General features: G+C 61.8%; 20 protein-coding genes. 10 read left to right on the forward strand and 10 right to left on the reverse strand.

What is annotated here, in order from left to right; translation table 11 throughout:
* Nucleotides 1-105: 105 nt before the first annotated feature.
* The 6 genes from CA833_RS09770 to CA833_RS09795 form a co-directional block, all read right to left on the reverse strand.
* On the reverse strand, nucleotides 106-1,419 hold the full coding sequence (locus CA833_RS09770; protein WP_207077878.1) for an McrC family protein: 1,314 nt from the start codon (nucleotides 1,417-1,419) through the stop codon (nucleotides 106-108).
* Complete coding sequence (locus CA833_RS09775) at nucleotides 1,419-4,004, reverse strand: AAA family ATPase (RefSeq protein ID WP_207077879.1); 2,586 nt, start codon at nucleotides 4,002-4,004, stop codon at nucleotides 1,419-1,421. The genes CA833_RS09770 and CA833_RS09775 overlap by 1 nt, the downstream gene beginning before the upstream one ends.
* Before the next feature lie 29 nt (nucleotides 4,005-4,033).
* Entirely contained in the window at nucleotides 4,034-4,486 is a 453-nt protein-coding gene (locus CA833_RS09780) for a hypothetical protein (protein ID WP_207077880.1), read from the reverse strand.
* 98 nt (nucleotides 4,487-4,584) lie between these two features.
* Nucleotides 4,585-5,373: a hypothetical protein gene (locus tag CA833_RS09785; RefSeq protein ID WP_207077881.1), complete on the reverse strand. Its 789-nt coding sequence runs from the start codon at nucleotides 5,371-5,373 to the stop codon at nucleotides 4,585-4,587.
* A 159-nt stretch (nucleotides 5,374-5,532) separates the two neighbouring features.
* Nucleotides 5,533-6,207, reverse strand: coding sequence for a HEPN domain-containing protein (locus CA833_RS09790; protein ID WP_207077882.1), 675 nt, complete (start codon nucleotides 6,205-6,207; stop codon nucleotides 5,533-5,535).
* 165 nt (nucleotides 6,208-6,372) lie between these two features.
* A complete protein-coding gene (locus CA833_RS09795; protein ID WP_207077883.1) occupies nucleotides 6,373-7,851 on the reverse strand; it encodes an ATP-binding protein in 1,479 nt (492 codons plus the stop codon).
* Between CA833_RS09795 and CA833_RS09800 the strand changes: the two genes are divergently transcribed.
* From CA833_RS09800 to CA833_RS09845, 10 genes are all read left to right on the forward strand, one after another.
* Nucleotides 7,825-8,442 carry a hypothetical protein gene (locus CA833_RS09800; RefSeq protein ID WP_207077884.1) on the forward strand — a complete coding sequence of 206 codons (618 nt, stop codon included), beginning with the start codon at nucleotides 7,825-7,827 and terminating at the stop codon, nucleotides 8,440-8,442. The two genes, CA833_RS09795 and CA833_RS09800, sit on opposite strands and share 27 nt — an antisense overlap.
* An 83-nt stretch (nucleotides 8,443-8,525) precedes the next feature.
* A complete protein-coding gene (locus CA833_RS09805) occupies nucleotides 8,526-9,515 on the forward strand; it encodes a YafY family protein (protein ID WP_207077885.1) in 990 nt (329 codons plus the stop codon).
* A gap of 64 nt (nucleotides 9,516-9,579) precedes the next feature.
* On the forward strand, nucleotides 9,580-12,285 hold the full coding sequence (locus CA833_RS09810) for a PD-(D/E)XK nuclease family protein (protein ID WP_207077886.1): 2,706 nt from the start codon (nucleotides 9,580-9,582) through the stop codon (nucleotides 12,283-12,285).
* On the forward strand, nucleotides 12,282-15,479 hold the full coding sequence (locus tag CA833_RS09815) for an exodeoxyribonuclease V subunit beta (protein ID WP_207077887.1): 3,198 nt from the start codon (nucleotides 12,282-12,284) through the stop codon (nucleotides 15,477-15,479). The genes CA833_RS09810 and CA833_RS09815 overlap by 4 nt, the downstream gene beginning before the upstream one ends.
* Before the next feature lie 54 nt (nucleotides 15,480-15,533).
* Nucleotides 15,534-16,604, forward strand: a complete 1,071-nt coding sequence (locus CA833_RS09820) for a phospholipase D family protein (RefSeq protein WP_207077888.1) — start codon at nucleotides 15,534-15,536, stop codon at nucleotides 16,602-16,604.
* A 53-nt stretch (nucleotides 16,605-16,657) separates the two neighbouring features.
* On the forward strand, nucleotides 16,658-17,047 hold the full coding sequence (locus tag CA833_RS09825) for a hypothetical protein (protein WP_207077889.1): 390 nt from the start codon (nucleotides 16,658-16,660) through the stop codon (nucleotides 17,045-17,047).
* 113 nt (nucleotides 17,048-17,160) lie between these two features.
* Complete coding sequence (locus tag CA833_RS09830; RefSeq protein ID WP_207077890.1) at nucleotides 17,161-19,389, forward strand: hypothetical protein; 2,229 nt, start codon at nucleotides 17,161-17,163, stop codon at nucleotides 19,387-19,389.
* The gene (locus tag CA833_RS09835; RefSeq protein ID WP_207077891.1) at nucleotides 19,382-21,412 is read left to right on the forward strand and encodes a hypothetical protein; all 2,031 of its coding nucleotides are present in this window, start codon (nucleotides 19,382-19,384) and stop codon (nucleotides 21,410-21,412) included. Before CA833_RS09830 ends, CA833_RS09835 begins: the two co-directional genes overlap by 8 nt.
* Before the next feature lie 12 nt (nucleotides 21,413-21,424).
* Nucleotides 21,425-21,898 (forward strand): hypothetical protein, encoded by a 474-nt coding sequence (locus CA833_RS09840; RefSeq protein WP_207077892.1) that lies wholly within the window; start codon nucleotides 21,425-21,427, stop codon nucleotides 21,896-21,898.
* A 443-nt stretch (nucleotides 21,899-22,341) separates the two neighbouring features.
* Nucleotides 22,342-23,682 (forward strand): integrase arm-type DNA-binding domain-containing protein, encoded by a 1,341-nt coding sequence (locus tag CA833_RS09845; RefSeq protein WP_207077893.1) that lies wholly within the window; start codon nucleotides 22,342-22,344, stop codon nucleotides 23,680-23,682.
* Between the two features lie 4 nt (nucleotides 23,683-23,686).
* Here CA833_RS09845 and CA833_RS09850 read toward each other — a convergent pair whose 3' ends face one another.
* From CA833_RS09850 to CA833_RS26930, 4 genes are read right to left on the reverse strand one after another with little or no spacing between them, the layout of a single operon-like run.
* Nucleotides 23,687-23,875, reverse strand: a complete 189-nt coding sequence (locus CA833_RS09850) for an AlpA family transcriptional regulator (RefSeq protein ID WP_207077894.1) — start codon at nucleotides 23,873-23,875, stop codon at nucleotides 23,687-23,689.
* Nucleotides 23,872-24,069 carry a hypothetical protein gene (locus CA833_RS09855; RefSeq protein ID WP_207077895.1) on the reverse strand — a complete coding sequence of 66 codons (198 nt, stop codon included), beginning with the start codon at nucleotides 24,067-24,069 and terminating at the stop codon, nucleotides 23,872-23,874. The genes CA833_RS09850 and CA833_RS09855 overlap by 4 nt, the downstream gene beginning before the upstream one ends.
* A gap of 2 nt (nucleotides 24,070-24,071) precedes the next feature.
* Nucleotides 24,072-24,317 carry a DUF2312 domain-containing protein gene (locus CA833_RS26925; RefSeq protein WP_242526026.1) on the reverse strand — a complete coding sequence of 82 codons (246 nt, stop codon included), beginning with the start codon at nucleotides 24,315-24,317 and terminating at the stop codon, nucleotides 24,072-24,074.
* A gap of 14 nt (nucleotides 24,318-24,331) precedes the next feature.
* On the reverse strand, nucleotides 24,332-24,841 hold the full coding sequence (locus CA833_RS26930; RefSeq protein ID WP_242526027.1) for a hypothetical protein: 510 nt from the start codon (nucleotides 24,839-24,841) through the stop codon (nucleotides 24,332-24,334).
* Between the last annotated feature and the right edge of the window lie 14 nt (nucleotides 24,842-24,855).

The following is a 24,855-nucleotide window of genomic DNA, read 5'->3' on the forward strand; positions in this document are numbered from 1 at the left end:
CGGCACCTTCGCCGCTCAAGGGCTTGGCGTGTGCTTGTATGAATATCTCTCTGTACCCGCGTGTACCAAACGCGGGTACATGGCTGCCATTGCAGCGAGAGTGACTTATGAGGCTACTAGCTGCGGCACGATGGCTCGCTTTAGCGCAGACGCCACGCCATCCACGACGTTGAGATCGATTGTTGCCAGGAACAGCCGCTCGCGGCCGGCGGCGAACCCATAGTCGCGATGCGTCTGGCTGCCTTGATCGCGGCATGAAGGATAGAGCAGCATAAGCCTGTCACAGCGATAGAGCCGGGCGTAGGCCATCATCTGGTAAATATCGGCCTGGGCCACCCCCGGGCGCTCGTCGCGGGGAAGGTCCAGCCTTTTCCATTTCGTGTCGATGATCGCCAGGATCTTGCGATCCTCGCGTTGCCGCAGGATCAGATCCGGGCGGGTCAGGAAATGGATGCCTTGCGTATCTTCCCCTGCCGACCAGGGGCCAAGGCAATGCCGCAGGCCGCCCTGTTCGACGACATCGATACCGCTGCCGGTCAGGCTCTGGCGCAACCGGGCCGCGATATAGGCCTCGAACAGGTCGTTCATGGGAAACAGCAGGGTCAGCCCTTGCGCGGCGGCGGCCTCGTGATGGGTGGCCTGCCATTCGCGCAGCAGGAACAGCTTCGCCAGATCGAGCAGGCTGCGCCAGCGCTGGTTGCTACGGTCGATACGGATGCGTTTCCATGGCAGGGCGCTGGCCGGTGTATCGGGAATGCCGTCGAGGGCATGGCGCAACTCGGCCAGCAGGCGCTGCGTTTCCAGTCCGCGCGCATGGCGGGACAGCATGATGACACAGGCCTTCATCACCCGCATCAGCGGCGTATCATTTTCCAGACTGTCAAACCGGCAGGCGAGCCGGTCGGGGCGCGCCGCATGCACAGTGAACTGCCGCGTGATGTCGAGCCGCCCGCGCAAGGCGCGCAGATCGTCCTCCCGCTCGACATAATGGCGCGGCAATCCCCGGCGCACCTGCGCCAACAATTTCTGCGCGAACAGGCGGATAAGCACGTCGAGCAGGGTTTCGTCCTGCCGCGCCATGGCGGCCTCCGCGCCCCCGGCGAGGTCGAGGCCCAGCGCGACATCGAGCATGTGGACAAGCCGGTGCCTGACCTGCCCCTTGTCGTCGCCCTGTTCGGCTTGTTCCTCATCGACCTTTGGCAGGATCTCGAGACTGGCTCCCGGAACGGCCAGCACACCCACCACCTGCCGCACATGCAGTCGCCGGTTGATCTCGACGAGAATCTTGCCGCCATCCGTGCCGCCGGAAGGGTGGTCAGCCGCCGCCGCGAGCAGGGCATCGGCCTGCTCGCGCGAAAAGCCCTCGGTGCCAATCGGAATGCTGCCCCATTCCCGGCAGCTGAGATGCCTTGCCTTCATCAGCCTTCTTCGTCCGTATCCTGCGTGGAAGGCGACGCGATCCTGCCGATGAGAATGCCATAGGCGTCCTCATCGAACGTTTCCCTGACGCTCCAGCTGATCGCCTCGCGGCGCACCGCGCGGCCTTCGAGGCCGGGAGGCACCGGGAGATCATCGCGCCGGATAAAGCCGTTGCCCATAACAGCGGCGATCATGCTCCAGTCCTCGAAGAAATACTCCTGAAGGAGTGGCAGGACCTTCCGGCGCATGACCTGGTCCACATCGCCCTGCGTGGTGCAATGCATGAAGAAGGCATGGCCGACGCGGTGATCGCGGTCGATCAGATATTCCAGCCGCTGGTTGATGGTGTGGAGCACAAGGTCCAGCTCAAGCCCCGGCACCCTATCCTTGAGCTTTGTGGCGTCGGGTTCCAGTTCGGTGAACTCGAAACGGCGGCGCAGGGCTGTATCAAGCAGGGCAACCGACCGATCGGCCGTGTTCATCGTGCCCAGGATATGCAGGTTGCCGGGAACACCGAACAGCTTCTGGGAATAGGGCAGGCGTACTTCCAGCGCATTGGTCTGGCCGAGGCGCTTGTCGGGCTCGATCAGGGTGATGAGCTCGCCAAACACGCGCGAAACATTGGCGCGGTTGATCTCGTCGATGACCAGGACATAGGGGCGCTGGTTGAGGGGTTTGGTGTCCTTGCCAAGGACAATGGCCGAGAGGCCTGCCCAATCGATGGCATCGGGCGCTAGGCGGTAGAAGGAGTGCCGGCGAAACCATCGGGGGTAGAACCGGTCTCGATCCTGTCCCTGATCGTCCCGCCACAACCATTGCACGCGACGTCGATGCGGATGGCGATCTAGATGCGGATCGAAGACGTAGGGGCCGGTGACCTGCCCGAGAGCGCGAAAGCGATCGCGACCATCGGAAACGACGACATAGTCTCCTGCCTGCATCCAGGACCGAAAGCCGAAGATTTGCTCGACATTGGCATCCTTGCCGGTCGCGTCGGGATGGCCGTCGGCGCGCCATTGGCTGAGGATCTCGGACAATTTGTCGAAACGCGGGTCGCTCCAGTCGGTGTGGCCGCCCCAACCGAGTGTGATTTCATCTTGATCCAGCGCTGCAAGGATCTGGGCTTCTTCCGTGCCGCGTTCGCCCAACGCAACTTTGAAGATGGGGCGTGTGGCGTCGAGCGTTAATGGTGAGGAGGCGCCTGCATCGAGCGAGGCCCGCTCCGCCATGTCCCGAAAAATGCCCTTGTGGACTTTGAGACGGAGGCCGGACGCCTCCTTCTGAACAAGTGCCTCCTCGTCCTCGCCTTCATCGTCCATGGGGGGGCGGAGCCCTTCGACAAAGTCCTCATAGGAAAAGCTCTGGTGGAAGGTCACGAATTCGATGCGTTTGTCCGCGCGAAGGCGATTGTAAACCTCCATCAGTTCGCCCCTGTCCTCAGGGGCTTCTTCACCGCAGAGCTCAACAGCCCGGCGTGCCGTGGCATAGGTTTTCCCGGTGCCGGGCGGGCCATAAAGGATCTCATTGGTCGGTGCGATCATGCTCGTTTCATCCTGTATGGCTTCATCAGACGTGGCCGGGCTATCCTGAAGGTCGTCTGGCCAATAAGGGAGGCGCTTATCGGGCAGTGGCGACCGACGCATTTCCTCCGGGGCTTCCTTGGCAAACCGCTGCGCAAAGGCCGCAAAACCGATCTCGTCGAGCGGGTAGTCGGCTTGCTCGCCCAGCCCTTTGCCGTCGGCTTTCTTGTCGTACACGGTCAGTACCGGGGGTGTCTTACGGAGACAGCCCAATGAAGGATAGGCGAGTACCTTCTCCTTTTCCTTGCGCCCGAAGCGCAGCTCATAGGGAGGGATCTTGGCATGATACCAGTCAAAACCAGCGTCATGAATCAAAAGGATGAGCCGCAGGAACAGTGATTGTTGTTCTGTGCTCCAAGCGGAAAAGATCGCTTCAAATTTCTGATGGCCATGGGTGAAATGTTCGAGAGCCGCTTTCGCCCGGGCATCTTCATCGAGCCAGAATCTGAATATTGTTGTAGAACTCATGTTGGCACCGAAGCGGTCGGGACAGGGCACATTTGCCATCTCCCGGAACTTTTCCCCTTGCAAGGCCTGGCAGATGTTTGCCCAAGCCTCATTGAGCTCCAATGTATCGTTCAGCTCACGAACCCGAAGCTCGATATGGGTAAGGCCTTCTTTCCGGGCTGGCTCGATGTACATTTCGAGGACAGCCGCCCTGATGACATCGGCATCGCTGCCCTTGTTTGGCTCGCCGGCAAGAAAGCGACCATATTGTCTCAGCCACAGGGCCCAACTAGAAAGCCGGTTCAGAGGCTTCTGCGAATCCGGCAGGAGAATGCGAAAATCCTCGCCACCCTCTTTGGCATCTTGTCGCATCGCGCCGAGCTTGGCGCGAATGGCCGCAAATCCGTCTTCAGCAAAGGCCGCCTCAAGGTCGGGCCAAGAAAAGCGCAGGGCGTTCAGTTGCTGCTCGATCTTGCGGACAGCATAGGCGCGCGTGTTCTGCGCTTTTTCAGTCACGCCCCCGGACGCCAGCCAGGCTTTGAACTCTTCATCTCTCATGATTTGATTCCGTTGGTTTTATGCGGGGCTCAGCCTGCCAGGCAGTGGGAAAGCTTGGCGCTGACCGGGTTCCATATCGCGGCATCCGAAGCAGGATATTCGAGCACAAAGGAGACCTCGCGGTCCTTGTTCAGCATCGTGCGCTGGTAGAAGGTCTTGCCTTTGCCGGCTCCGGACAGCACGAACCATTCGGGACGGCTCACCTGATAAGTGACGGTATACCCCTGGGAAACGAAGCGCTTGGCCGCGTCTGACTTGGCTTGGGCGACAGTGTCGCCAACCGCGTTGTAGCCGCCCCAGACGCGCAAGGTTGCGCCATGGGGACCAACAAACACTCGGCCATCCCCGTTGTCGGCTTCGCGCTGGGGCCGCAAAAGATCGGCGGGGTAGCAAACCGAATAGCCAAAGCGCGCATTGCCGTAGGTCTGCCAATTGTGCTGAGCTTGGGTATGCGCCATTGGAATGGCTGCGCAAATCGCCATGGCAAGCATTGTCATTCGCTTCATGACTGGCCTCGTTACAACATTGAAGACATTGAAAAAATATGTTCGATGGTCGGGATTGTCGCCGGGGCGTTGAGCTATCGGAACAATTGTGCTGACAGATGGGCATGCAATGCGGCATCCTGTTCTTTCTGATCAGGTCCGGCTGCAGCAAGGGCACGTCGGGCGCGATCGCCAAAGCCCAGCAGATACCTCGCCATCTCATCGACAATGCCCTTCCTTTCGGCGCGGGTGGCACCCTGAAGTCGCCGCTCCATGCTGTCGACAAATGGGATAAGATGGTTGCGGATGAGTGTTGCCGTTTCGATCATGTCGGTATCCGGGAGGCCGTCGGACTGATCGACCGCAGTGAGTAAGGCTACGCAGGCTGCACGGGCGCTCATCAACTCATCCTGCCGCTTGGGCGCGATCTTCATTGCGCGATACCAGGCCAGTGCCATGGGATCCTGCGCGTTCGAAGCCTCGCCTTCGTGGGACGTTGCCACCATGTCCGGCATGGCTTGCGCAAGGGTAGTTTCTCGCTGACGTCGGGCCTGCCATTGCCAGATCCTCATCGCCAGAATGGCAAAGAAGGAAAGCAGGCCGATCAGGACGGGCATGGTCGGATCGCCAGAACCGGTTGGGCTGCTGGCATTGAGCGCGATCTGCAGGCCAAGGGCGATGATGAAGGCGCCCAGAATGGCCGGTGCAAAAACAAAGATCAGGGCGAAAAGGATGCTTTTGATCAGGTTCAGCGTGCCCAGAATGACGCGCTCCGCGACCCGAACCACCCATACCATGATGATAAAGCGCATAAGCAGGAATATGGCCATGCCGCCCAGCACCAGAAAACCGAGCGAGAACACGGCCTCCAGAACATATTTCATGAACGCGGCCTCCGGTCGTAATCCCGGCCTTTGGCATCATGCCTTGCGCCTTGGCGTTCTGCCGCCTCATGCACTCTCAACCTGATCATCGATCATTCCAGCCCTGAAAACCTCATGGACCATCAACACCATATTGATGCGACAAAACTGGTCGTTCGATCACGGGACCACCGGATAATGCGGCATGCGCCAGGGGTGATCGGGCTGGTCCATCATCAGGTCGATGAAGATCGGCAGCAGAAAGCCCAGCACGGCGCCGCCATCGCGTACCTGATCGCGGTTGACCGAACCGTCGAAGGTCGCCCCGCCATGCACCAGCTGGTTGCGCAGCACATAGAGCCGGTCGAACAGGATCGAGAGGATCGTCGTGGTGTCCTGCCGCCGCAAGGCGGCCGAGACGGCCACATTCGCCCGGTCCAGCCTGGCGCCCCAGTCGGCATAGCCCGGCTCGCCATTGTGATGCTTCCAGAAGGCGCCGAAGATGTACTGATTGGCCAGAAGAACCCGGATTTCCTGGCTGAAGCGCTGCCACACCGCCTTGTAGATGCGTTGCTGCCCGTCAAACCCGTTCAGCGTGGTGAAGAAGCCCATAAAGGCATCACGCTCGCTGCCCACACCGTCGACCGCATGGCCAATGTTGCCGGCATAGGCCGCGTTGAAGCCAATCCACAGTAGGATGAAGCGAACATCGGGATACTCCTCCCGCTCGGCCCGCATCAGCCAGCTGATGCCGCGATGGACCCGCAGCGTGAGCGCTTCGGGGAAGCCCTCGCGCAGTGCCCGCTGCTTTTCCTTGAGGACAGCGGCCCCAAGTATGCCGGGTGATGTGGCCATGATTGCAAGCTCCCGCAGCAGCCCGCATCAACAAGCCACAAGGAAAAGGTGGAAAACAGGAAGAAACCGCGTCGATGTGCCGCATGTCTTCCATGGATCGAAGCATTGTTCAATTGCTTCAATATGTTAAATTTTCGCGTCGAAGGGGTTCTGCCGCTTTCCTCATCATGAGGGCAGCACAGGATCACGCGGTGGAACGCCAAAGCCCATCGGCCCGCGCGGGTGCTCGCCGCGTGTCGTGATCTCCTCGCGCAGCCAGCGCAGCAGCACGTCGGGGTCACGTTCTTCCAGCAGCCGGGCCCGCTGCGCGACCACCGCGAAATCGCCCGGCGTCTGCCCCTCATGTGCTGGCCAACCGACCGGCCAGACCTTCCCGAAATGGGCCTCGAACAGACTCCGGGCCTGATCCGGTGTCATCGCCTGAAAGCCCACGCGCAGGGTAAAGCGGCGCTGGGCCGCCGGATCGAGCGTCCCGGCCAGATTGGTGGTGGCGACGAATGGCGCGCGCAGATGCTCCATCTGCACCAGCATTTCGTTGACCTGGCTGACCTCCCATGTGCGCTGCCCCGCCTCGCGCTTGTAGAGAAAGCTGTCGGCCTCATCGATCAGCAGCAGGGCCTTGCGTTCCGCCGCCTTGGCGAAGGCAGCCGCGATGTTCTGCTCGGTCTGGCCGACATAGGGGCTGATCAGGTCCGAGCAGCGGCGCTCCTCGATCTCCAGCTCCATGCCCTCCGCCAGATGCCGCGCGAAAGCCGATTTGCCGGTGCCCGAGGGGCCGGAGAGCAGCAGGCTCCAGCCCTTGTCGGGCGCTGCCGCCAGCCGCTGGCCCAGACGAACCAGATCGGTATCCGCCCGCGACAGGGCCGGATCATAAGCGGCATGCCCGGACCTTTCGGGCGCGGTGGATTGCCCCAGCGCCCACATCACACTGTGAATCGCCGTGGTGGCGACCTCGCTCCCGCCACCGGTCAGCTTCGCCGCGCGCAGCCCGGATGCCACCACGGCGGGGCAGGTCTTGAGATCGGCTATGTCGCGCACATCTTGTGCCTCCAGCGCGATGGCTTGGCTTTGCGCCGCGCGTCGCACGATCCTTTCGCGCACGGCCCGGACCGGGCGGTCGAAGCCGATCACCAGCGTCATGCGGCGCAGGATCGCGTCATCCAGATCATCGCGCCGGTTGGCGATCCAGATGGTGGGCACCTGCGGCGCCTCGACCAGCCGGTTGAGCCACTGCTTCGAGCAGCGCTTGCGGTCGACCATCGCCAGCACATCGTCGGCCTCGTCGACCACGATCACCCGCTGCTTCTGGTGGCGGCACAGGGCGCGCAGCACCATCAGATGGTCGAGGCGCTCGGCGCGGTCGGGCTCATTGCCGTCATCGTCGGCCAGGCCCGCGAAGATGGCGCCGCATCCGGCCTCCCGCGCCAGCGCCCGGGCGAATTCGGTCTTGCCGGTGCCCGGCTCGCCGCAGAGCAGGATACTGACCGGCTCGCGCGAGGCTATGATCTGCTGCGCCACCTCGCGCAGATGGCCGAGATGCTCGAAATCAGCCCAGTCCAGCGTGGCTTCTTCCACCGGCGGCATCAGCCGTTCGATCAAGCCCTCACGCGTTTCGGCGTGGATGCGCAGGATGCGCTTGAACATGCCGGTGACCGAACATGCCCCATCACCATCGTCTTCCAGCATACGTCCGGTAAAAAGGCTGCGCCCGGGAGCGATGCGCTCATCGACCACATGAAGCGGCAGGCCTGTGAGTTGGGCAATGACGTCGACATTCGGATTGCTGTAGCCATACGGCGACTTACGCAACAGTTGGCGCCATGGATCGAACTGGGTCAACCGGGCAAAGGTGACGAGAATGCGCTGTTCCTCGGCGTCAAAGCCCAGAAGTTCGGAGATCCATCCAAAGGTGCGATCAATCTCGGTTGGCGCCATCCGCTTGCGTTTCAACTGCGTGGCGACCGCGCGCAATTGCGCCTGCGTTGGCTTCCGGCGCGATTCGCCGTGCGGCGTTTCCAACGATGTTTCATGGGTGATGAGATCAAGCAGATCGGCACCAAAATCGGCTGCCTGCCGGACCGTCAGCGCGCGCAACACATGAGCTGCGGCATGCGCGAAATGCCCGGCTTCGCGGGGGTCGGCGGTATAGCGGGTTTTGCCCAGACGGGAGCGAGAGGACATGGTGACGACAATCTTCCTGATGGCGGGATCCATGACCGGGTGATGACCACATGATTACGACAAAAATGGTCGTGCCAAAGTACAGGGTCATGAAATTAACCTTGCTCTTAACCATTTAGCGCTTAGCCCTGTCTGCCATGACCCAGCGCCTGACCAAGCTCGATCACACCCTGACCCTGGTTCACGCCCTGACTGGAAGCATCGAGGGGCTGACGCTCGACGAGATGGCTGATCTGTTGGGCGTCACCCGCCGCACGGTCGAGCGGATGCGCAACCTTATTCTGGTGCATTTCGATCTGGATGAGGTGCTCGACGGCCGCCAGAAGCGTTTCCGCATCAAGGACAGCCCCGGGCGGGCCTACTCACGGCCCAGCACCCATGAGGTCGCTGCGCTGGAGGCGGTTGTCGATGCCGGGCGGCGTGACGGCACCGCCAATGCGCGGGTGCTGGCCACGCTGCTCTCCAAGATCAAGATCGCCTTCGACAGTGATGGCCGCCGCCGTCTCGACAATGATCTGGACCTTCTAACCCGCCTGCAGCGTTCCCGCGTGCCAGCGGGGCCGATTGTGGATGTGTCGCCCGAGGATCTGACCGAAATTCAGGCCGCGATCCTATCCGGGCATTGCGTGGAATTCGATTATCGGCCCGATGGCGCTGAAACACCCTCGTGGCGCCGCGTGGTGCCTTATGGGTTGGTGCATGGGCCCGTGACTTATCTGCTGGGCAAGATGCCGGATCGCGATGACCCGCCCTATACCTTCCGCCTCGACCGGATGACCAATGTCCGCGCCAGCGAGGTGCTGGGCTGCCCGCCGGATGATTGGGATCTCGATGCCTGGCTGGCCGATAGCTTCGGCATCTGGCGCGAGAATGACCATGACATTGTGCTGCGGGTGCTGGCGCCCTCTGTGCCCAAGGCGCGATCCTGGCGGTTCCACCCCGCGCAACAGGTTGAAGAGGATGGAGAGACCCTGCTGGTCCGCTTCCGTGCCGGGGGGCTGCGGGAAATCGCCGATCATCTCTTCACCTGGGGCGGGAACATCGTGATCGAGGGGCCGCCCGCCCTGCGCGAGGTGATGCGCGAGAGGCTGGCACTGGCGCAATCGGCGCTCGCCAGTCTGCCATGACCGTTTTTGTCGTGTTGGATGTCTAATCCAACAGATGTTGTGATTCTGCTGCGAAAGATCAGAGATGTTTGACGATTGCTATCTGCGGCTCGGGCGCGGCCCCTTCGCAAGTTGCACGCCGCTGACGGTACAATTGCTGGGCGGACTCTATGCCCTGCCGGCGCGGGACGAACCAGATCTGCGCGGCGCGCTGGATAAGGGCGGCGAAGACAGGCCGTGGAGCGCCAGCCTTGCTGTCGCCCCCGAGCAGACCTTGCAGGCGGTCAGCGCGATGCTGCGGCAGGTGATGCTGGCGACCGTGGATCTGAACCCGGCCTCCATTCGAGCCGAAGTTCTGGAGGCAGGCAGCCGCGCCCGTTATCATCTGGAGGCGCTGCGCGATCTGTGGGCAACGCATGATTCCATTCTTCCCGCCGATCTTGCCCGGCTGAAGCACTTTCTGGCCAGCGAGGCGAAGGATGCCGTGCAGCCTCTCAAGCTGATCTGGGATCGCAACAGGCCGGACCTCACGCCCCTTGAACGCGCCGTTTTGGAGCGGCTGGAGGCGCATCACGGCGCAATCGAGGGCCGGGACGCCGACGCTGCGCGCCTGATCGGCAAGCGCCAGGCCCCGGCGGCTTCGGAGGCCACGGTGGCCGGGCATGTTCAGCGCTTTATGCTCGATCCGCAGGCGCCCCGGCGTCCTGCCGACGACAGCTTTGCCGTCCTCTCGGTGCGGGACAGTCTGAGCGAAGGCGAAGCCGCCGCCGCGATTATCCAGAACTGGCTGGCCCAAGACCCGACGCTCAAGCCCGCCGACATCGGCGTGATCCTGCCCGCAGATGGCGCCTATGCCGCCAGCCTTGCCGATGCTTTTGCGGTGGTGGGCCTTGCCGCCTCCACGCTGCCCGGCACCGCCACCCGGCGCAACGTGGGCGCGGAGGCAGTCTTGCATTTCGTGGAATGCCGCAGGCGGCCCGCCCCGGCGATGGCGCTGGCCTCGCTTTACAGTTCGCCGGTGCTCTGCTGGCCGCCCGAGATGGGGGCGGCGCTGGCCGCCGCCGTGATGGGCGGCGATTATGCCCCGCGCCTGATCGAGGGACTGAGCGACAAGGGCAAGTCGCTCTTCCATCTGATCCGTTCGCCGTCGCCTGCTACAACCGCCGAACTGAAGGACCAGCTTCGCCGCTTCCGCCATGTGCTCAGCGAGGATGAGGCGCTGAAAGACGATGTGCTGGAGGCCAAGGCGCAACTCGCCCGGCTGGCCGCCGCGTTGGGAGGTGCTGCCGACGCCGCCGAGCCCGATTTCGACAAGGCGATCCGTTTCGCCGCCGCCTATCAACCGATCGCGGCCCGACGCGGCCCCTATCTGCTGGGCGGGGTGCGGGTGATGCTGGCGCATGAGGCACCGGATCGTTCCTATCGAAAGCTGCTGGTGCTGGGCTTCAACGATGGCGCCTATCCTTGCGCGCCCTCGGGCAATCCCTTCTTCCTCGACAGCGAAGTGGCGCTGATCCGTGAGCAGACGGGCCTCGCGCTGCCCTCGATGGCCAGTCAGCTGGATCGCGCGCTGGCGCTGTTCATTCGCCAGTTGCGCTGTGCCAGCGAGCAGATCGTGCTGCTGCTCTCCGAGCGGGATCGCAGTGGCGGCGCGCTGGCGCCGTCCTCCAGCCTGCCGCTGATGGCGCGGCTGGTTGAGGGTATCGCCGCGCCCGATGATCTGGTCGTGCCGATGGTGCGCGGGGCAGGCACGATCTGGGACCGGCTTGTCGCCTGGCGCGCGCGGCCCGAGTTCAAGGCCATCGAGGCGCCCAATCTGCCGCCGCATCTGGAGTTCGGGATCGACCTGCTCGGCCTGCGCCGAAAGGAGGATGGCAGCCTGCGGCCCCAAAGCCCGAGCCGGCTTGAAACGCTGCTGGTCAGTCCGCTCGCCTGGCTGCTGGGCGAGTTGGGGGCCAGGCAGGTGTCCTGGGCGCCCGAGACGCTGGATGTGATGCTGCGCGGTTCGCTGGCGCATGAGGTGTTCGAACTGCTGTTCCCGCCCGGCAGTGACCATCCCGACCATGATGCCATTGCGGCGCTGGTCCCCGATCTGCTGATGGACCGTATCCGCGCCATCGCCCCCTTCCTGCAAAGCCCGGCCTGGCTGGTCGAGCGTCGCACGCTGGAAAGCGAGATCGTCAAGGCGGCCCGCCATTGGTCGCAGGTGCTCACCGCGCTCGGGGCCGAGATTGTCGGCAATGAGTTCTGGCTCTCGGGCGAGATTTTCGGTCACCCCGTGCATGGCAAGGCCGATTGCCTGCTGCGCCTCGCCGATGGGCAGGCCGTGGTGATCGACTATAAGAAGAGCAGTTCGGGCGGGCGGCGCAAGCGGCTCAGGGCCGGGTGGGATTTGCAGGTCGATCTCTATCGCCGCATGAATGTGCGGCTGGACGAGGACAGCGGCGAGCCGGTCCGCCGGATCGCCGCCGCGCTGGCCACCAACCGTCTGCCCGGTGTGGCTTATCATATGCTCAACGACGGCGGGGTACTGGTCAATGGCCTCGCCGAGATCGAGAGCGACCATCTCGAAGTGATCGAGGGCGATATTGCCGAGCAGGCGGTGGCCCAGATCGAGGCACGCTTTGCCGCACTGCGTGCCGGGCGCCTGACGATCAACACCACGGCGGACGCGGATTTCTTCACCAAAAAGGCGTCGCTGGGCACCTATGCCTTGCAGGACAGCCCGCTGATCGCGGCCTTCCTTCGCGAGGATGATGCGCCTTCGGTAATCCTGGCGGAAGAGGCATGATGACAGACCTTTCGATCGTCCCCGCCGGTGCCGGCGCGGGCAAGACCCACCACATTCAGGAAACGCTGGTGCGCTGGGTGCGCGATGGTCTGGTGCGGCCCGAGCGCATTCTGGCAGTAACCTTCACCGAGGCGGCGGCGGGCGAGTTGCGTCAGCGCATCCGCGCGGCGCTGATCGCCGATGGCAATCTGCGCGCGGCTCTGGCGGTGGAGCGGGCCTATGTCTCGACCATTCACGGGCTGGGCCGCCGCCTGCTGGTCGAGCATGCGTTGGCCAGCGGCTCCTCGCCGCAGCAGCGCCTGATCGCCGAGGATGAGCAGGATCTGCTGATCCGCCGCGCCATCGAGGAGAATGAGGCGCTCAATGCGCTGGCGCGCAATCTGGCGGCGCATGGCTATCGCGCCAGCTTCACCTCGGACGAGAGCGTGGAGGACGGGTTTCGCAAGAAGCTGCTGGATGTGATTGCCCTGCTGCGCGCGCTGGGGCCGCGCGGGGCCGATCCGGCGATGGCCGGTTTCGTCGAGGCCTCGATCCGGGAAGGCTATGGCAAGCCGCAGGGCAAGGGCGCTGTGCTGGATAGCCACTTGCTGGCGGCAGTCGAGGCGTTGCTGGCGGCTTTCCCCCGCTCGCTGGCCGACAGCATGGGCAATGAGACCGCCCGCACCGCTTTCCGCGACAATTTCGGTGCCTTGCAGCGGGCCCGCAACATGCTGGCACTGGGCGAGCATGACTGGGGGCTGTGGCAAAAGCTGCGTGATCTGCGCCTGAGCAAGCGCGGCAGTGCAACGCCCGAAGGGTATGACGATCTGGCGCAGGCGGTGATGGATGCCGCCGACGCTTTGCCGACCCATCCCGGCCCGCTGGAGGATGCGGTGCTTCACGCCCGCGCGCTGGTCGAGGGGGCGCAATCCGCCATGGCCGATTACGAGGCGCGCAAGAAGGCGCTCGCCGTCATCGATTTTGGCGATATGGTGACCAATGCCGCACGGCTGCTGCGCGAGAACCCGGCGATCCTCTCCTCGGTGCTGGCCGAGGTTGATTGTGTGATCGTCGATGAGTTTCAGGACACCAACCCGATCCAGTTCACCTTCCTCTGGACGCTGGCGCGACAGGCGAAACACGCGCTGATCGTGGGCGACACCAAGCAGGCGATCATGGGCTTTCAGGGTGCCGATCCGCGCCTGACCGAAGCGCTGATCGGCCAGTTCGAAACCAGCCCGCTGGACCGCAACTGGCGCTCGGACCCGCGCATCATGGCGCTGGTCAATGCGCTGGGGCCCAAGCTGTTCGGTGAGGGCTATACCGCGCTGACACCCCAGAACGAGGCGGGCAGCGAGACCGCGCTGGAGGTGATCGCTCTGGGCGCCAAGCGCAATGCGAGAACCCCGGGAAAACCGCAGCATTTTGTGGCCGACCGTCTGCTCTCGCTGCTGGAGGATGAGGCGGTGACGATCATCGACCGTCACAGCAAGCAACCGCGCCCGCTGGAGGCCAGGGACATTGCCATCCTTTGCCCGACGCATAGCCGCTGTTCCGATTATGCCGCCGCCCTGCGCGCGCTGGGCCTGCCGGTCCGCGTGGCCGAGGACGGTTGGTGGCAGAGCCGGATCGTGCAGGCGGCCTGCTTTGCCCTGCGCTATGCCGTCAACCCGCAGGACCGCCATGCGGCCCTCTGCGTGGCGACGCTGGGGCCGGGTGGCACGCCTCTGGAAGAGGCGCTGGGCATGCTGGCGCGCGAGGGGCGGATTGTCACGCCGGAACTGGCCGCGCTCGATGCCCTGTGGCCGGAGGCGACGGCGATGCCCGTCGATCATCTGGTGGCACGGGTCATCGCGGCGGGCGGCTTGCGGGCTTGGTGCGACCGGCAGGAGGACCCGGCGCAGATGCGCGCCGATCTGCTGCGCTTCGAGGCCGAGGCCAGCGCCTTCCTTGAGGCCCATCGCGATATGCGCGAGGCTTCGGGCTTCTATGGTCAGGGTGCCAATGTCTTCCTGGGCTGGCTGGAAAGCCGGATGAATCTGAAGGGGGAGGACAAGCGCCCCAATCCCGCCGGGCTGGAGGCCGATGGGGTGGAGATCATCACTTGGCATGCCTCGAAGGGGCGTGAATGGCCGGTGGTGGTGGTCTGTGGGCTGGACCAGAAGCTGGATCCGCGCAGCGGGGTGTTCAGCACGATCTTCCCCGGCTTTGAGGATCTCGACCATGTGGTCGAGGGAGCGCAGCTTGCCTATGCCCCGGCCTTTGCCGCGCCGGAGGCGAGCGAGCGCTTCCTTGCAGGCCTGCGCCCCGAGGCGGACCAGAATGCGCGGCGTCTGCTGTATGTGGCGCTGACGCGTGCGCGCAACCGGCTAATTCTGGAATGGCCGCAGGACGATGGCGCGGATGAGCCGCCCCTGCCGATCACCGCCCGCCGCCTGATGAGCGATCTGTGTGGTGTTGTGATCGAAGGAGGGGATCTGCTGGTCGGCAAGGATCGCTTCCCGGCCCGGCAGATTGTGTGTGGCAAGGACATCCCGGCCAGTTTTGAAGCCGATTCTTCTGATGGCGCGGTGGTGTCTGATCGCGATTTGCGTTTTGCCTTGGTGTCGCAGGCGCCGATGGAAAGCATCGCGGTGCTGAGCCCATCGCAGGCGGTTGTGACGGGGCGGCCCATGCCCGAACATCTGGAAACACGCGCTGTCGCGCCGGGTGTACGTGTCACCGGAGAAAACCTTGCCTTGGCCGCCGACCGGGGCACGGCGATCCACGATGCCTTCCGCATCTTGCTGCAACGTCCTGATCTGAAGGACCGGGTCGCGGCGCATTGCCGGATGGAAGCCGGGGATGTTGATGCCCTTGCCCTGCAGGCGGAAGGCCTGCGCCTGGCATTGGCGGAACTGGGCTATGCCGAGTTGCATGTGGAGCAGCCGCTGGAGATCGCTCTGGCCGACGGCGGTATGCAGACCGCCATCATCGACCTGATCGCGGAAGGCCCCGATGGCTTTCTAATCGTCGATCACAAGAGCGGCGTGGTGGCCGATTACGCTGCACGTTTCGCGACCTATTGGCCGCAATTGGCGGCTTATGCCGATGCTGTGGATGCAACGGGGGGTAAGCCCGTGAGCGGAATGGCCATTTTCTGGACAGATATGGGGGAACTGACCGTGTCTGGCCTATCGAAGCTGGCGAGCCAGCGCGTGTTGCATGGCGCCTGAAGCCTGAACATCGCTCTGGCCCGTTTGGGCATCGCGCAAAGATGAGGAGTGCTCATGACAAAGTTTCTCAATGACAAAGAGGTTGGTCGCGTTATCCGCAAGGTCATGGCAGGCAAGGACGTGAGATGCGCCGTTGCGTTCTGGGGCGATGGCGCCCTTGATTCTCTCTTTCCCTCGGCCGAGGCGGCCCGATCGGCGAGCATTCTATGCGACCTGACCATGGGAGGCACCAACCCGCACGAACTGACGCGCCTGGGCGCGCCGGAAAACGCCCGGTTGAAGCATGTGAAGGGCCTGCATGCCAAAGTCTATCTGTCCGATGTCGGGTTGGTGGTGGCGTCGGCCAATGCCTCAAACCGGGGGATCGGCTTTGTGGAGGTCGCCGCTCTTACCGAATGTGGCACATTTCACGAACCGGGGACGCAGGCATTTAATGATGCCGACGATTGGTTCGGGCAGTTATGGAATGATCCGAAAAGGGCCATGGCTGTCGATCAGGAGGCTCTGAATAAGGCCCAGCGTGCTTGGGCCCGGCGCCCTCGGCATGGGATGGTTGAGCAAGCAGATGGTCAGGCGCCTAATACTTTGTTGCGGCGGATCGCCGCTAATCCTGACGATATTTACCGGGGGGTTGGCGTGGTTTTTACCTCCGATGCGGCGAAAGAGGAGGACCGTGACGCGGCTTATGAGGCAGCGATTGCGGCGGATGACCAACGGGTAGAAAGAAAGCTGTCTGACGAGAACCGTAAGAGATTGAAATCATGGTCCTCGGAGGATCTTTATTTCGGCTGGGCGCAGAAAGAGATCGATGCTTGGCCCGGAGTGTTCCTCGGCGTTCATCGTGACAAACCCGGCGCGTTTTCCTATTGGTGCTATGAGCGTTTCGAGCGTGTGCGCCTGGACAATGATAGCGCGGTGTTCGGGGAACAGTCTGAAGAATTCCGCGAAAAGCTGGGAATGGGAGAAAATCCCACAAAAGCCGGCAAAGCAGAGCAGGATCTGCTGAACAAGATTTTCGATCATCTCGACGATAGCGCGGGCCCGGTTGTCGGCAGTGGTCATATGCTCTGCGAAAGCCCCGCCCATCTCGCCATGCTGTTGGCGGCGATCGATGGCGATGCCTGAGCAGTATCCCCAGCTGATGGCTTTGCAACCGCGAGAAAAGAGGAGAACAGACCATGGAAAAGCCTTCAGTGATCTTGCCGCCTCCCTTGGCGCGCCGTGCTCTGATTGAGAGCCTTGGCCGCATCGAGATGTCGGCGGATGCCAAGATCATGCTCGACAAGGTTATGGGGGTAACCATGGATGCTGGCAGCAAGATTTTCGAGATCGGCCGGCATCTTCTGACCTTTGTGCTTGATCTGGCCCGGCGTTTTCCCGGAACGGCTTTTGCACTTTGCTTGGCGTTGACAGTCTCCTTTCTGATTGGGTCGGTTCCGATTGTGGGGGCCTTTCTCGCGCCCCTGCTGACGCCTCTCCTGTTGGCATTCGGGTTGAGGCGGCATCCTCGGTTGGAGATGTGCTGTTCAAGCGGGTCGATGAGGGCGTCAGGATTTTCCTATCCATAAAGAAGTGATGGGTGAAAGAATGGGGATTTACCGGAGAAATTTCTTCGATAAATTCTTCTTAACCAAACAATATTTTCCCTCAGGCGTAAAAAAACGTCACCAGGAGATAACGCTTGTCTGCTCCGGAAATTCTGCTGCCCCGCCTGAGACGCGCTCTCGCCAACCTTGTCGCGGCATGCGATGCGGTGAGCGATGGGCCGATCAATGAAGCCGGCCAAACGGCGGAACAGGCCTTGCGCACGGTCATGCGCCGGCTGTTGTTGAGCGAAACCTTGGGGGGCTATTCTCTGCTGGCGATCGCCGGCACGCAAGGGGCGGGCAAGACCACGCTTATCAAGACGCTCTATGACCTGAAGGGCGAGGATGCGGCATGGCTTAACCCAAATGAGGGGCGCGGTGAAACTCATCCCATCCTCATCACGGAGAGCGATGACGATGGGCCAGTGAGAGGTTTCGTCTGGAGACTTAAAGAGGATAATGGCCGGCGTATCGTCGAGCGCGTCTCGCTTCTCGAAGAAGAGGGATCGCTCGAAAGGGCCCAGGCAGCCTTTCAGGATGCTGCCTGCAACAGCGCTACATCTGCACTGCTGGTCGAATTGAGCTTCCCTGCCCGGCTTGGCTTGGGCAAGCACAAGGGCTGGCTGCTTCTACCGGGGTATGAGACGCAGACCGCAGGGAATTTGGTTTGGCAGTCGACCATGCGGGCCGCGCTGAGCGGGGCAACAGGGGCGATCGTCGTCACAGACGCGACCCGGCTTGCCCGCGATCAGGGCGACTTGGCCCGTGATGCCTTTGGGCATGGGCTGGAGCATGTCGAACCCCTTGTCGTGATTTCAAAAACGGAGGCGTTGCGCGACAGGCCCGAGGATCTTGCCGATCTGCAAGCGCGCGGAGCTGAGGCCTTCAATGTGTCTGCGCAGCGGGTGCAGTGCATCGGGATAGCTGACGATCAAGCTTATCTTGATGGCTGGCGCGAAGCCCTGAAAGACAAAATCAATCAATTCGTCGCCGGAAATGCCGAAGACTGGCAAGGTCGATGGCATGCCGACATGAGCAGCTTGCTGCGCCATGATCTGAAACTTGTCCTGTCGGATTTGAACAGGCATTTGCGCCTCATGTTTGTGGTCCGTGACGATGCCGGTGCGGCAACGGATATGGTGAAAAGCGGATTGGAGATATTCGATGAGGCCCGTGACAAATTGCGCAGGGCCTATGGAAAAAGTGTCCGTGGTGCGGTCGACGCGCATCGGGGATCGGCGGAAGAAACCCTTAAAGAGCGATTGAAAACTGACTTTGAGGGCCTTGCCAATCATGCCAAGAGCTTCTTTGATACGGACACAGAGCGCTTGGACAAGCTGGAGAAAGCGATTGCCGACGCCGAAAAAGCTGCCGACGAGGAAAAGGACAAAGTAGGGCCGTTGGTGGTGGCAGCGCTTGAGGAGCCGATCCGCAAGGCGCTGAGGTTGCCTTCATCCCGTTTGGGGCAGAAGCAAGCGTCAGAGCCATCGTTCACGGATGCGCCGGCAGGTGAGCAACTGCCAGCAGTGACGACTTGGTCGGAGGCGGGCGACCCCACACAATCGGGCACGCTCAGCCATGCCTTGGCGACGCTGTTTTCCTTGGAACGAGAGGCAGGAGCAGAAGGCAGGCTGAAGCTCCTTGACGATGCCATTAGGATGCTTCCAGCCTTGACGCTGGATTTTTCCTTGGATCTGATGCGTGAATTGAAGGACGGAGCCGGTTCAACGAACCATGATGCCGTCTCCAATCCGGACGTCTTGCGCAGCGTGCTCAACAATGCCGCGCCGGCTGCTGACAATGCCCGTGGGCTGGTCCGGACGGTGGCGGCGGCCATCTTCTCGGTTGGCGTGGCCGAGGTGGGCGAAGCGGTGGTGGAAGGCGGTGGCGAACCCGATGGCGGGGGCGGCGCATCGCCATCCACGGCGGCCACAGCCGCAAAGGCTGCTGCCATGATGCCCGATCCAGTCATTGCAGGAGCCGTTGCCGTTGTTGCAGCCGGATTCCTCGCGGTTGAGACGATCAACGATGCGCGGATGCATGATCGCGCCAACCGTGTCGCGGCCCTGAACCGCTTGCGGGCTTTAAGTGATGCCCGGCACCAATGCTACATGGAAGCCTTCGATGATGCCATGGGGGCAATGCGCGACGAACTCGATCGCGTTCTGAGCCGTCGCTATGGCTTGGCTGAGGCTTGGGTAAAAAAGGATCGGGCCGTACATGCACTCGCTATCGTTCAGAACCTGCGTGAGGAGTTTTCGGATGCGCTCGACAGTGAGGGCTCAGATTCTTCGCCGCGAGGCTTGCGCCTGACCCATGCCTGACCGCTCGGCCGACCAGACGACAACGATGGGGGGGCTACCGAAACTGTCCTATGCTTGGGCCTTCCAGGCATATGAAAGTTTTGTCGAAACCCTTTCACCCGAGGTGTGCCAGCATCTGGGGGAACACCGTGAGGACAGCTATACGGTGGTTTTCGGCCGCACGCAGGTCGGCAAGACCACGCTGATCCTAAACTTGCTAGGATTGATGCCGCAGGCGGTGCGGTCGGTTTCATGGGTGCTGCGCGGCGGTAGAAAGGCCGGCAATTCATCGACGGCAATCCCTACCGAATACCGGCGCAGCCGTGATGATTGTTGGCGCATCATAGGGGGCGGGCAGGATGGGGAATACCCCGATGACGATGAGGCCTGTATCGCCCTGAGCAAGATGCGCATCGACATGGAGAAGGGTAAAGCATCATCCGATTTGCATCTGTGCGTGGTCGAGATACCCGACTGCCGCTTCAGGGGCGCGCGCGGGCTTCTACCCGGGACCCGCATTCTCGATCTGCCCGGTGCGGATGCGCAAGACCTAGTGGAGCGCCGCTTTGTCTCGCGTGTGGCTGAAAGCTTGGTGCCCAATGCGGATCTGATTCTGCTGGTCGGTCGGGCTGACGATCTCACCTTTCTGAACGCGGAGCATTTAGCCTTACCGGGCTTATCTGACTGGCAAATCACACCTCACCGTTTTCGCGTGGTGACGACTTTTTCCTTCACGCCGCCGAGTATTCGCGATTTTTCTCGGAGGACAGGATGCTGGGGAGATGAGGAGGCCTATCGTCAGCGGCTCATCGGGGAGATCGAGGGGCTGGTTGCGCTCAATCCCGAGACGCGCGATCCACAACTCTATTTCCCACTGGAGTTTGGCGAAACCTGGGATGAAGCTAGAGACTTGCATGACGACAGACTGACATCGATGATTGATCGCCTGATGCAGCGCCTGCATCACGATATCGCGGCGGCAAACTCCCCCTTGAGCCGCCTAGAAGGTGCGATCGCGATTCACGGCAGCGTTATGCGTATCCATGAGGCAAAGCTGGAGGCGGTAAAAGCGAAAATGCAGGGCCTTGAGGAGGCTCTGGCGCGCTCTCACGATGCGATTCGGCAATTGGAAGGCAAGAAAAAAGATTACCAAACCCGGATGGCGCGTCTGAGCCAATCGATTCCATCGGACAAGGATATGTCACAGAAAGCGAGGCATCTGGCTAAGGGCTTGCGCGGTGCGGCGGCAGAATTGCAAGCCCGCGCGCTTGATCATCTCGACGGTCCTGAAGTGACCCGTGATATGATCTTGGAGCTTATCGATGCTGCGCCCCGTGATCTCAAGGCATCACTTTTATCCATCTCCGGTCACGCAGAATACGATGAGAGTGGCAAGAGCAACGGCGACACGGATAAATCCGACGAGGAAAAGCGCGGGACCAAAGCGTTCTGGAAATCGGTCAGCAAGCTTCTTGCAGATTCTGTGATCGAGGGCCTTGAAGGCCTGGATCACGCTCCTTTCGCGGTGTTGCGGGAAAGGCTTCAAGGGTATTGGCTCAACGCTTACTGGAGAAAGGGAGGGGGCAGCCAGTTGGCCCTCGACCGTAAAGCGTTCGAACATGCCCACGATCGCCTTGCCCTTAAAGCCGCCGAGGTGCTTCGAGCCGCTGTCATGCGGCATGCGCTGGCCACGAGGAGGAAGGTTCAAGAGGAGGAGGATCGCTTCGGCGCCTTGTTGGAAGGTACCGCCGATCTGATGGCTGAACAGCAATCGATATGCGAGCATATCGCGCAGGAGCGAAAGAGCCTCAGCGTCCAGCTCGCGGATATGAAGCTGTCGATTCATCAGGAAAAGGAGCGCAGTCAGAAATTCGGGCAACTGCTGTCGGAGGCTTACAATCGCGAGATCGAGGAGGTGCATCGCGATGTTCTGGAGGCGCCAGATGCGGTTACGGCTTTTGAACAACTGGCCCTTGGCTCGACCTTGCGTGCGGCTCGTGAACGTGTCGGCGCCCGAATCGTTGGGAAGCACCTTCATGCATAGGAGTGATTTTTCGTGAACACCGAAGCTTCATTTGATCTCCTGAATCGTCCGCGACCTATCTTGCAAAGGGAGCAGGAACTTTCCGAGATGCTCGATCACGTCTTGCAGGCCCCGCTGGCTCCTTTGAGCCAAGGCCTGTCCGATGTCGGGCGGAAGGCAGATACCGTACAAGAAAAACTCCGTGAAACCATGAATTTCCTGCATGCCAACGGCGATGATCTGGAGACCATCAAAAAGCGGGTCAAAGTAATCCAAGGCTTTGTAGAACGGCTGGACGATCTTGAAGCGGGCCTAGCCAGTCTGGCAGAGGCTTCCAGCCGCCGGGACCAATGCCTCCTTGATACCTTGGGCGAGGTCCGGGATGAGGCGCGCCAAGCTAGGCTTAATGCGGCGCGGTGCTGGCGTTGGGTGTTTGCGACCCTTATCGCGACGCTCGTTGTTTCCAGTGCGGATTTGATCGCCAGATTTCTGGTGCACATGAATTGAGGTGGAAGGTGGAGGTCATCCGATTCATAAGGCAGGCGCTCAACACGCAATGTGGGTAGACCATCGCCTGCAGATCTCTGGAAAATCCTTCGCTAACGTGCAGCAAAAGGCCCCGGTCTCGCCATTGGTCATAATGTAGGCTGCTGTTACGGTTTAGGGGCGGCACTAGGTGTGGCCCAAATAGCCAATGCGGTTCGGGGTATTAGTGGGGGTATCTGCCTTGAAATTTCTGATAAATTACATTAATTATCAGTACATTAATTTTTATTTTTGAACTCCTCCCGCTCCGCCATTTACCTTTCCTCATTACTTCGTAAGTGCCTGATTTCCGGGACTTTCGTCGCGTCTGCGTGGCTCATGCGTCCGCAATTGTCCCTGTTTGTTCTCATGCATCGGCTCTGCCATATGGTTCGATCTATGGTATGCGATTCGGGGAATATGGTATGGGCACGCTGAGCGAGACCAAGGTTCGCGGAGCGAAAGCGACCGGGAAGGCTTACAAGCTGTCCGATGGCGAGCAGCTGTACATGCATGTTTCCGCTGTCGGCGGCCGGGTCTGGCGAATGAACTATCAGTTCGGCCGCAACGCTCAAGGCAAGCCGGCGCAAAAGACCCTGACGATCGGCATCTATCCGGCGATATCGCTCAAGGATGCCCGCGCGGCCCGCGACGTTGCCAAGACGATGCTGGCGAAAGGGATCGAGCCGAGGCCTACAGACCTGTTCGAACGCGGCACCGCGCCGGTCGATACACGGCCGACGTTCGAGGACGTTGGCAAGGCATGGCATGCGCTGCAGGCCAAGCAGTGGTCAAAGGTCCATACCAAGGACGTTCTCGAAAGCCTGGAGAATGACGTGTTCCCGGCTTTGGGGAAGACGCCGATCGCGGATATTGAGGCACCGGCCGTCCTCGCGCTGCTGGAAAAGATCGTCGATCGCGGCGCCGTGGAAACGGCGCACCGCGTGCGCCAGCGGATCAGTGGCATCTTCGTCTATGGTATCGCGAAGAACCTCGCGACGAAGGATCCGGCCGCGAGCCTTGCGGTGGCTCTGCCCAAGAAAAAGAAGGCGAAGCGTCAGCCAGCGATCACAGATCTACATGCGCTGCGGCAAATGCTTGTCGACTGTGACGCGGAACGGTGCCGCGCGCAGACGAAACTGGCGATGCGCTTCCTTGCGCTGACGGCCGTGCGATCAAATGAGATTAATGGCGCGCGCTGGTACGAGTTCGAAGATCTCGATGGTACGGAGCCGCTGTGGCGGATTCCGGCGCACCGGATGAAAGGGGATCTGGAACGGAAGGAAGACGAAGAGGGTGACCACCTGGTGCCTCTCGCTCCACAGGCGGTCGATGTGCTGCGGGCGATGAAGCCGCTGACTGGCGATCTGGAACTTGTGTTCCCGTCCGACAGACATGCCCATCGGCAAATGAGCGAGAACACGCTTCGAGCCTTGCTGATTCGCGCCGGGTACTATCAGCGGCACGTGCCACACGGCTTCCGATCCGCGTTTTCGACGATCATGAATGAGCGCTGTGAACGCGTCTGGCGCTCGGCCGGGCACAAGACGGCGTCGCCCGATCGGGCCATCATCGACCTGATGCTTGCCCATGTGCCGGAAAATGACGTTGAGGGCGCTTATAACCGCGCCGCTTACATGCCGCGCCGGCGGGAAATCGCGGAGGATTGGGCGAACATTTTGCTCGCGGACATGTGGCCGCCGGCAATCCATATCGGCCAGCCAATGCGGTTTGCTGCGACCGGGCCGGGGCGACCCGGTCGCTGATGGTTTATGCGGCGATGCCGCGCGTCCAAGCGTCGATTTCAGTCTCTACCCAGCGAGAGCATTTGTGGCCCAGCTTGCGCTGGGCCGGGAAATCGCCGGTCTTGATAAGGGCGTAAATGTGCGAGCGAGACAGGGACGTACGCGCCATGACCTCGCTGATTTTCAGCAGGCGCTCGGGCGCATGAATAGTCATCTGTTGTCTCCTTTGGCGGCTGCGAGAGCATGCGCGATGATGAACGGGATCGCAATAACGGCTGCGATCAGGAGCAGGGCGCGGGTGGCGCCCCGGATGGCGAGGTCGGTCCGGCCGGTGCGGCATTGGCGAGGCGTGCAGGCCCGGCAAGTGCAGCCGATGGGATGGACGGCGTTGGCGGTGCGGCGGGCCATGGTCAGTCCAGCCCCAGCGCGGTTTTGTAGGTGTCGGTGATCATCTCCATTTCGCGGCGGTGATCGGGCTGCATTTTGCGCATCTTGACGATGAGCTTCATGGCCGGGACGTCGAAACCAACCGCTTTCGCCTCGCTGTAGACGTCGCGGATATCGTCGCTGATGCCCTTCTTTTCTTCCTCAAGGCGTTCAACGCGCTCGATCAATTGGCGCAGGCGGTCTTCGGTGGTGGTGTTCGCTTCGGGCACAGTGGTTTCCTTTCTCAAGCGGCGATCTGGTGGGCGCCGTGGGGCATGGTGTCGGGGTGATGGGCTGCGGGCCGGGGCGTGAATTTCGTCCGGCGGCCGTGTTCGCAGAGGGTGCAGATTTCCGGATCGTGGGCGGACCACGTCACGGCGTTGTCGTGCCAGTCCAGCTGGTCGGTCCATTCGTCCCAACCGCAGGCAAGGCAGAGCCGGGGGTGCTGGTCCGGGCGATCATCGCAAAGCTGGCGATAGACCGTGATGTTCAGGCGGTAGGACCGCGACATGTCGAGCACGAAGAAGTGCTGCTTCACGCGGAAGCCCACGGTTTCCAAGGTGCGGAAATTCCGTTCGACGTCTGCGCGGTGTTCCGCATGGTGCCAGTAGGGCCGGGCCGCGTCCGCAATCGAAAGGCCGGCGGCTTTCCGGCGCATGCGGACATAGTCCCACGGCAGAACGGAGGCGGTGAGGATCGAGCGCTGGGCCATGGGATCGTCCAGCATCGACGTGAGAGAGGGCACGCTACGCATGTTCTTCCTTTCGA

It is taken from the genome of Novosphingobium sp. KA1 (assembly GCF_017309955.1).
In the GTDB taxonomy this organism is placed as follows: Bacteria; Pseudomonadota; Alphaproteobacteria; order Sphingomonadales; family Sphingomonadaceae; genus Novosphingobium.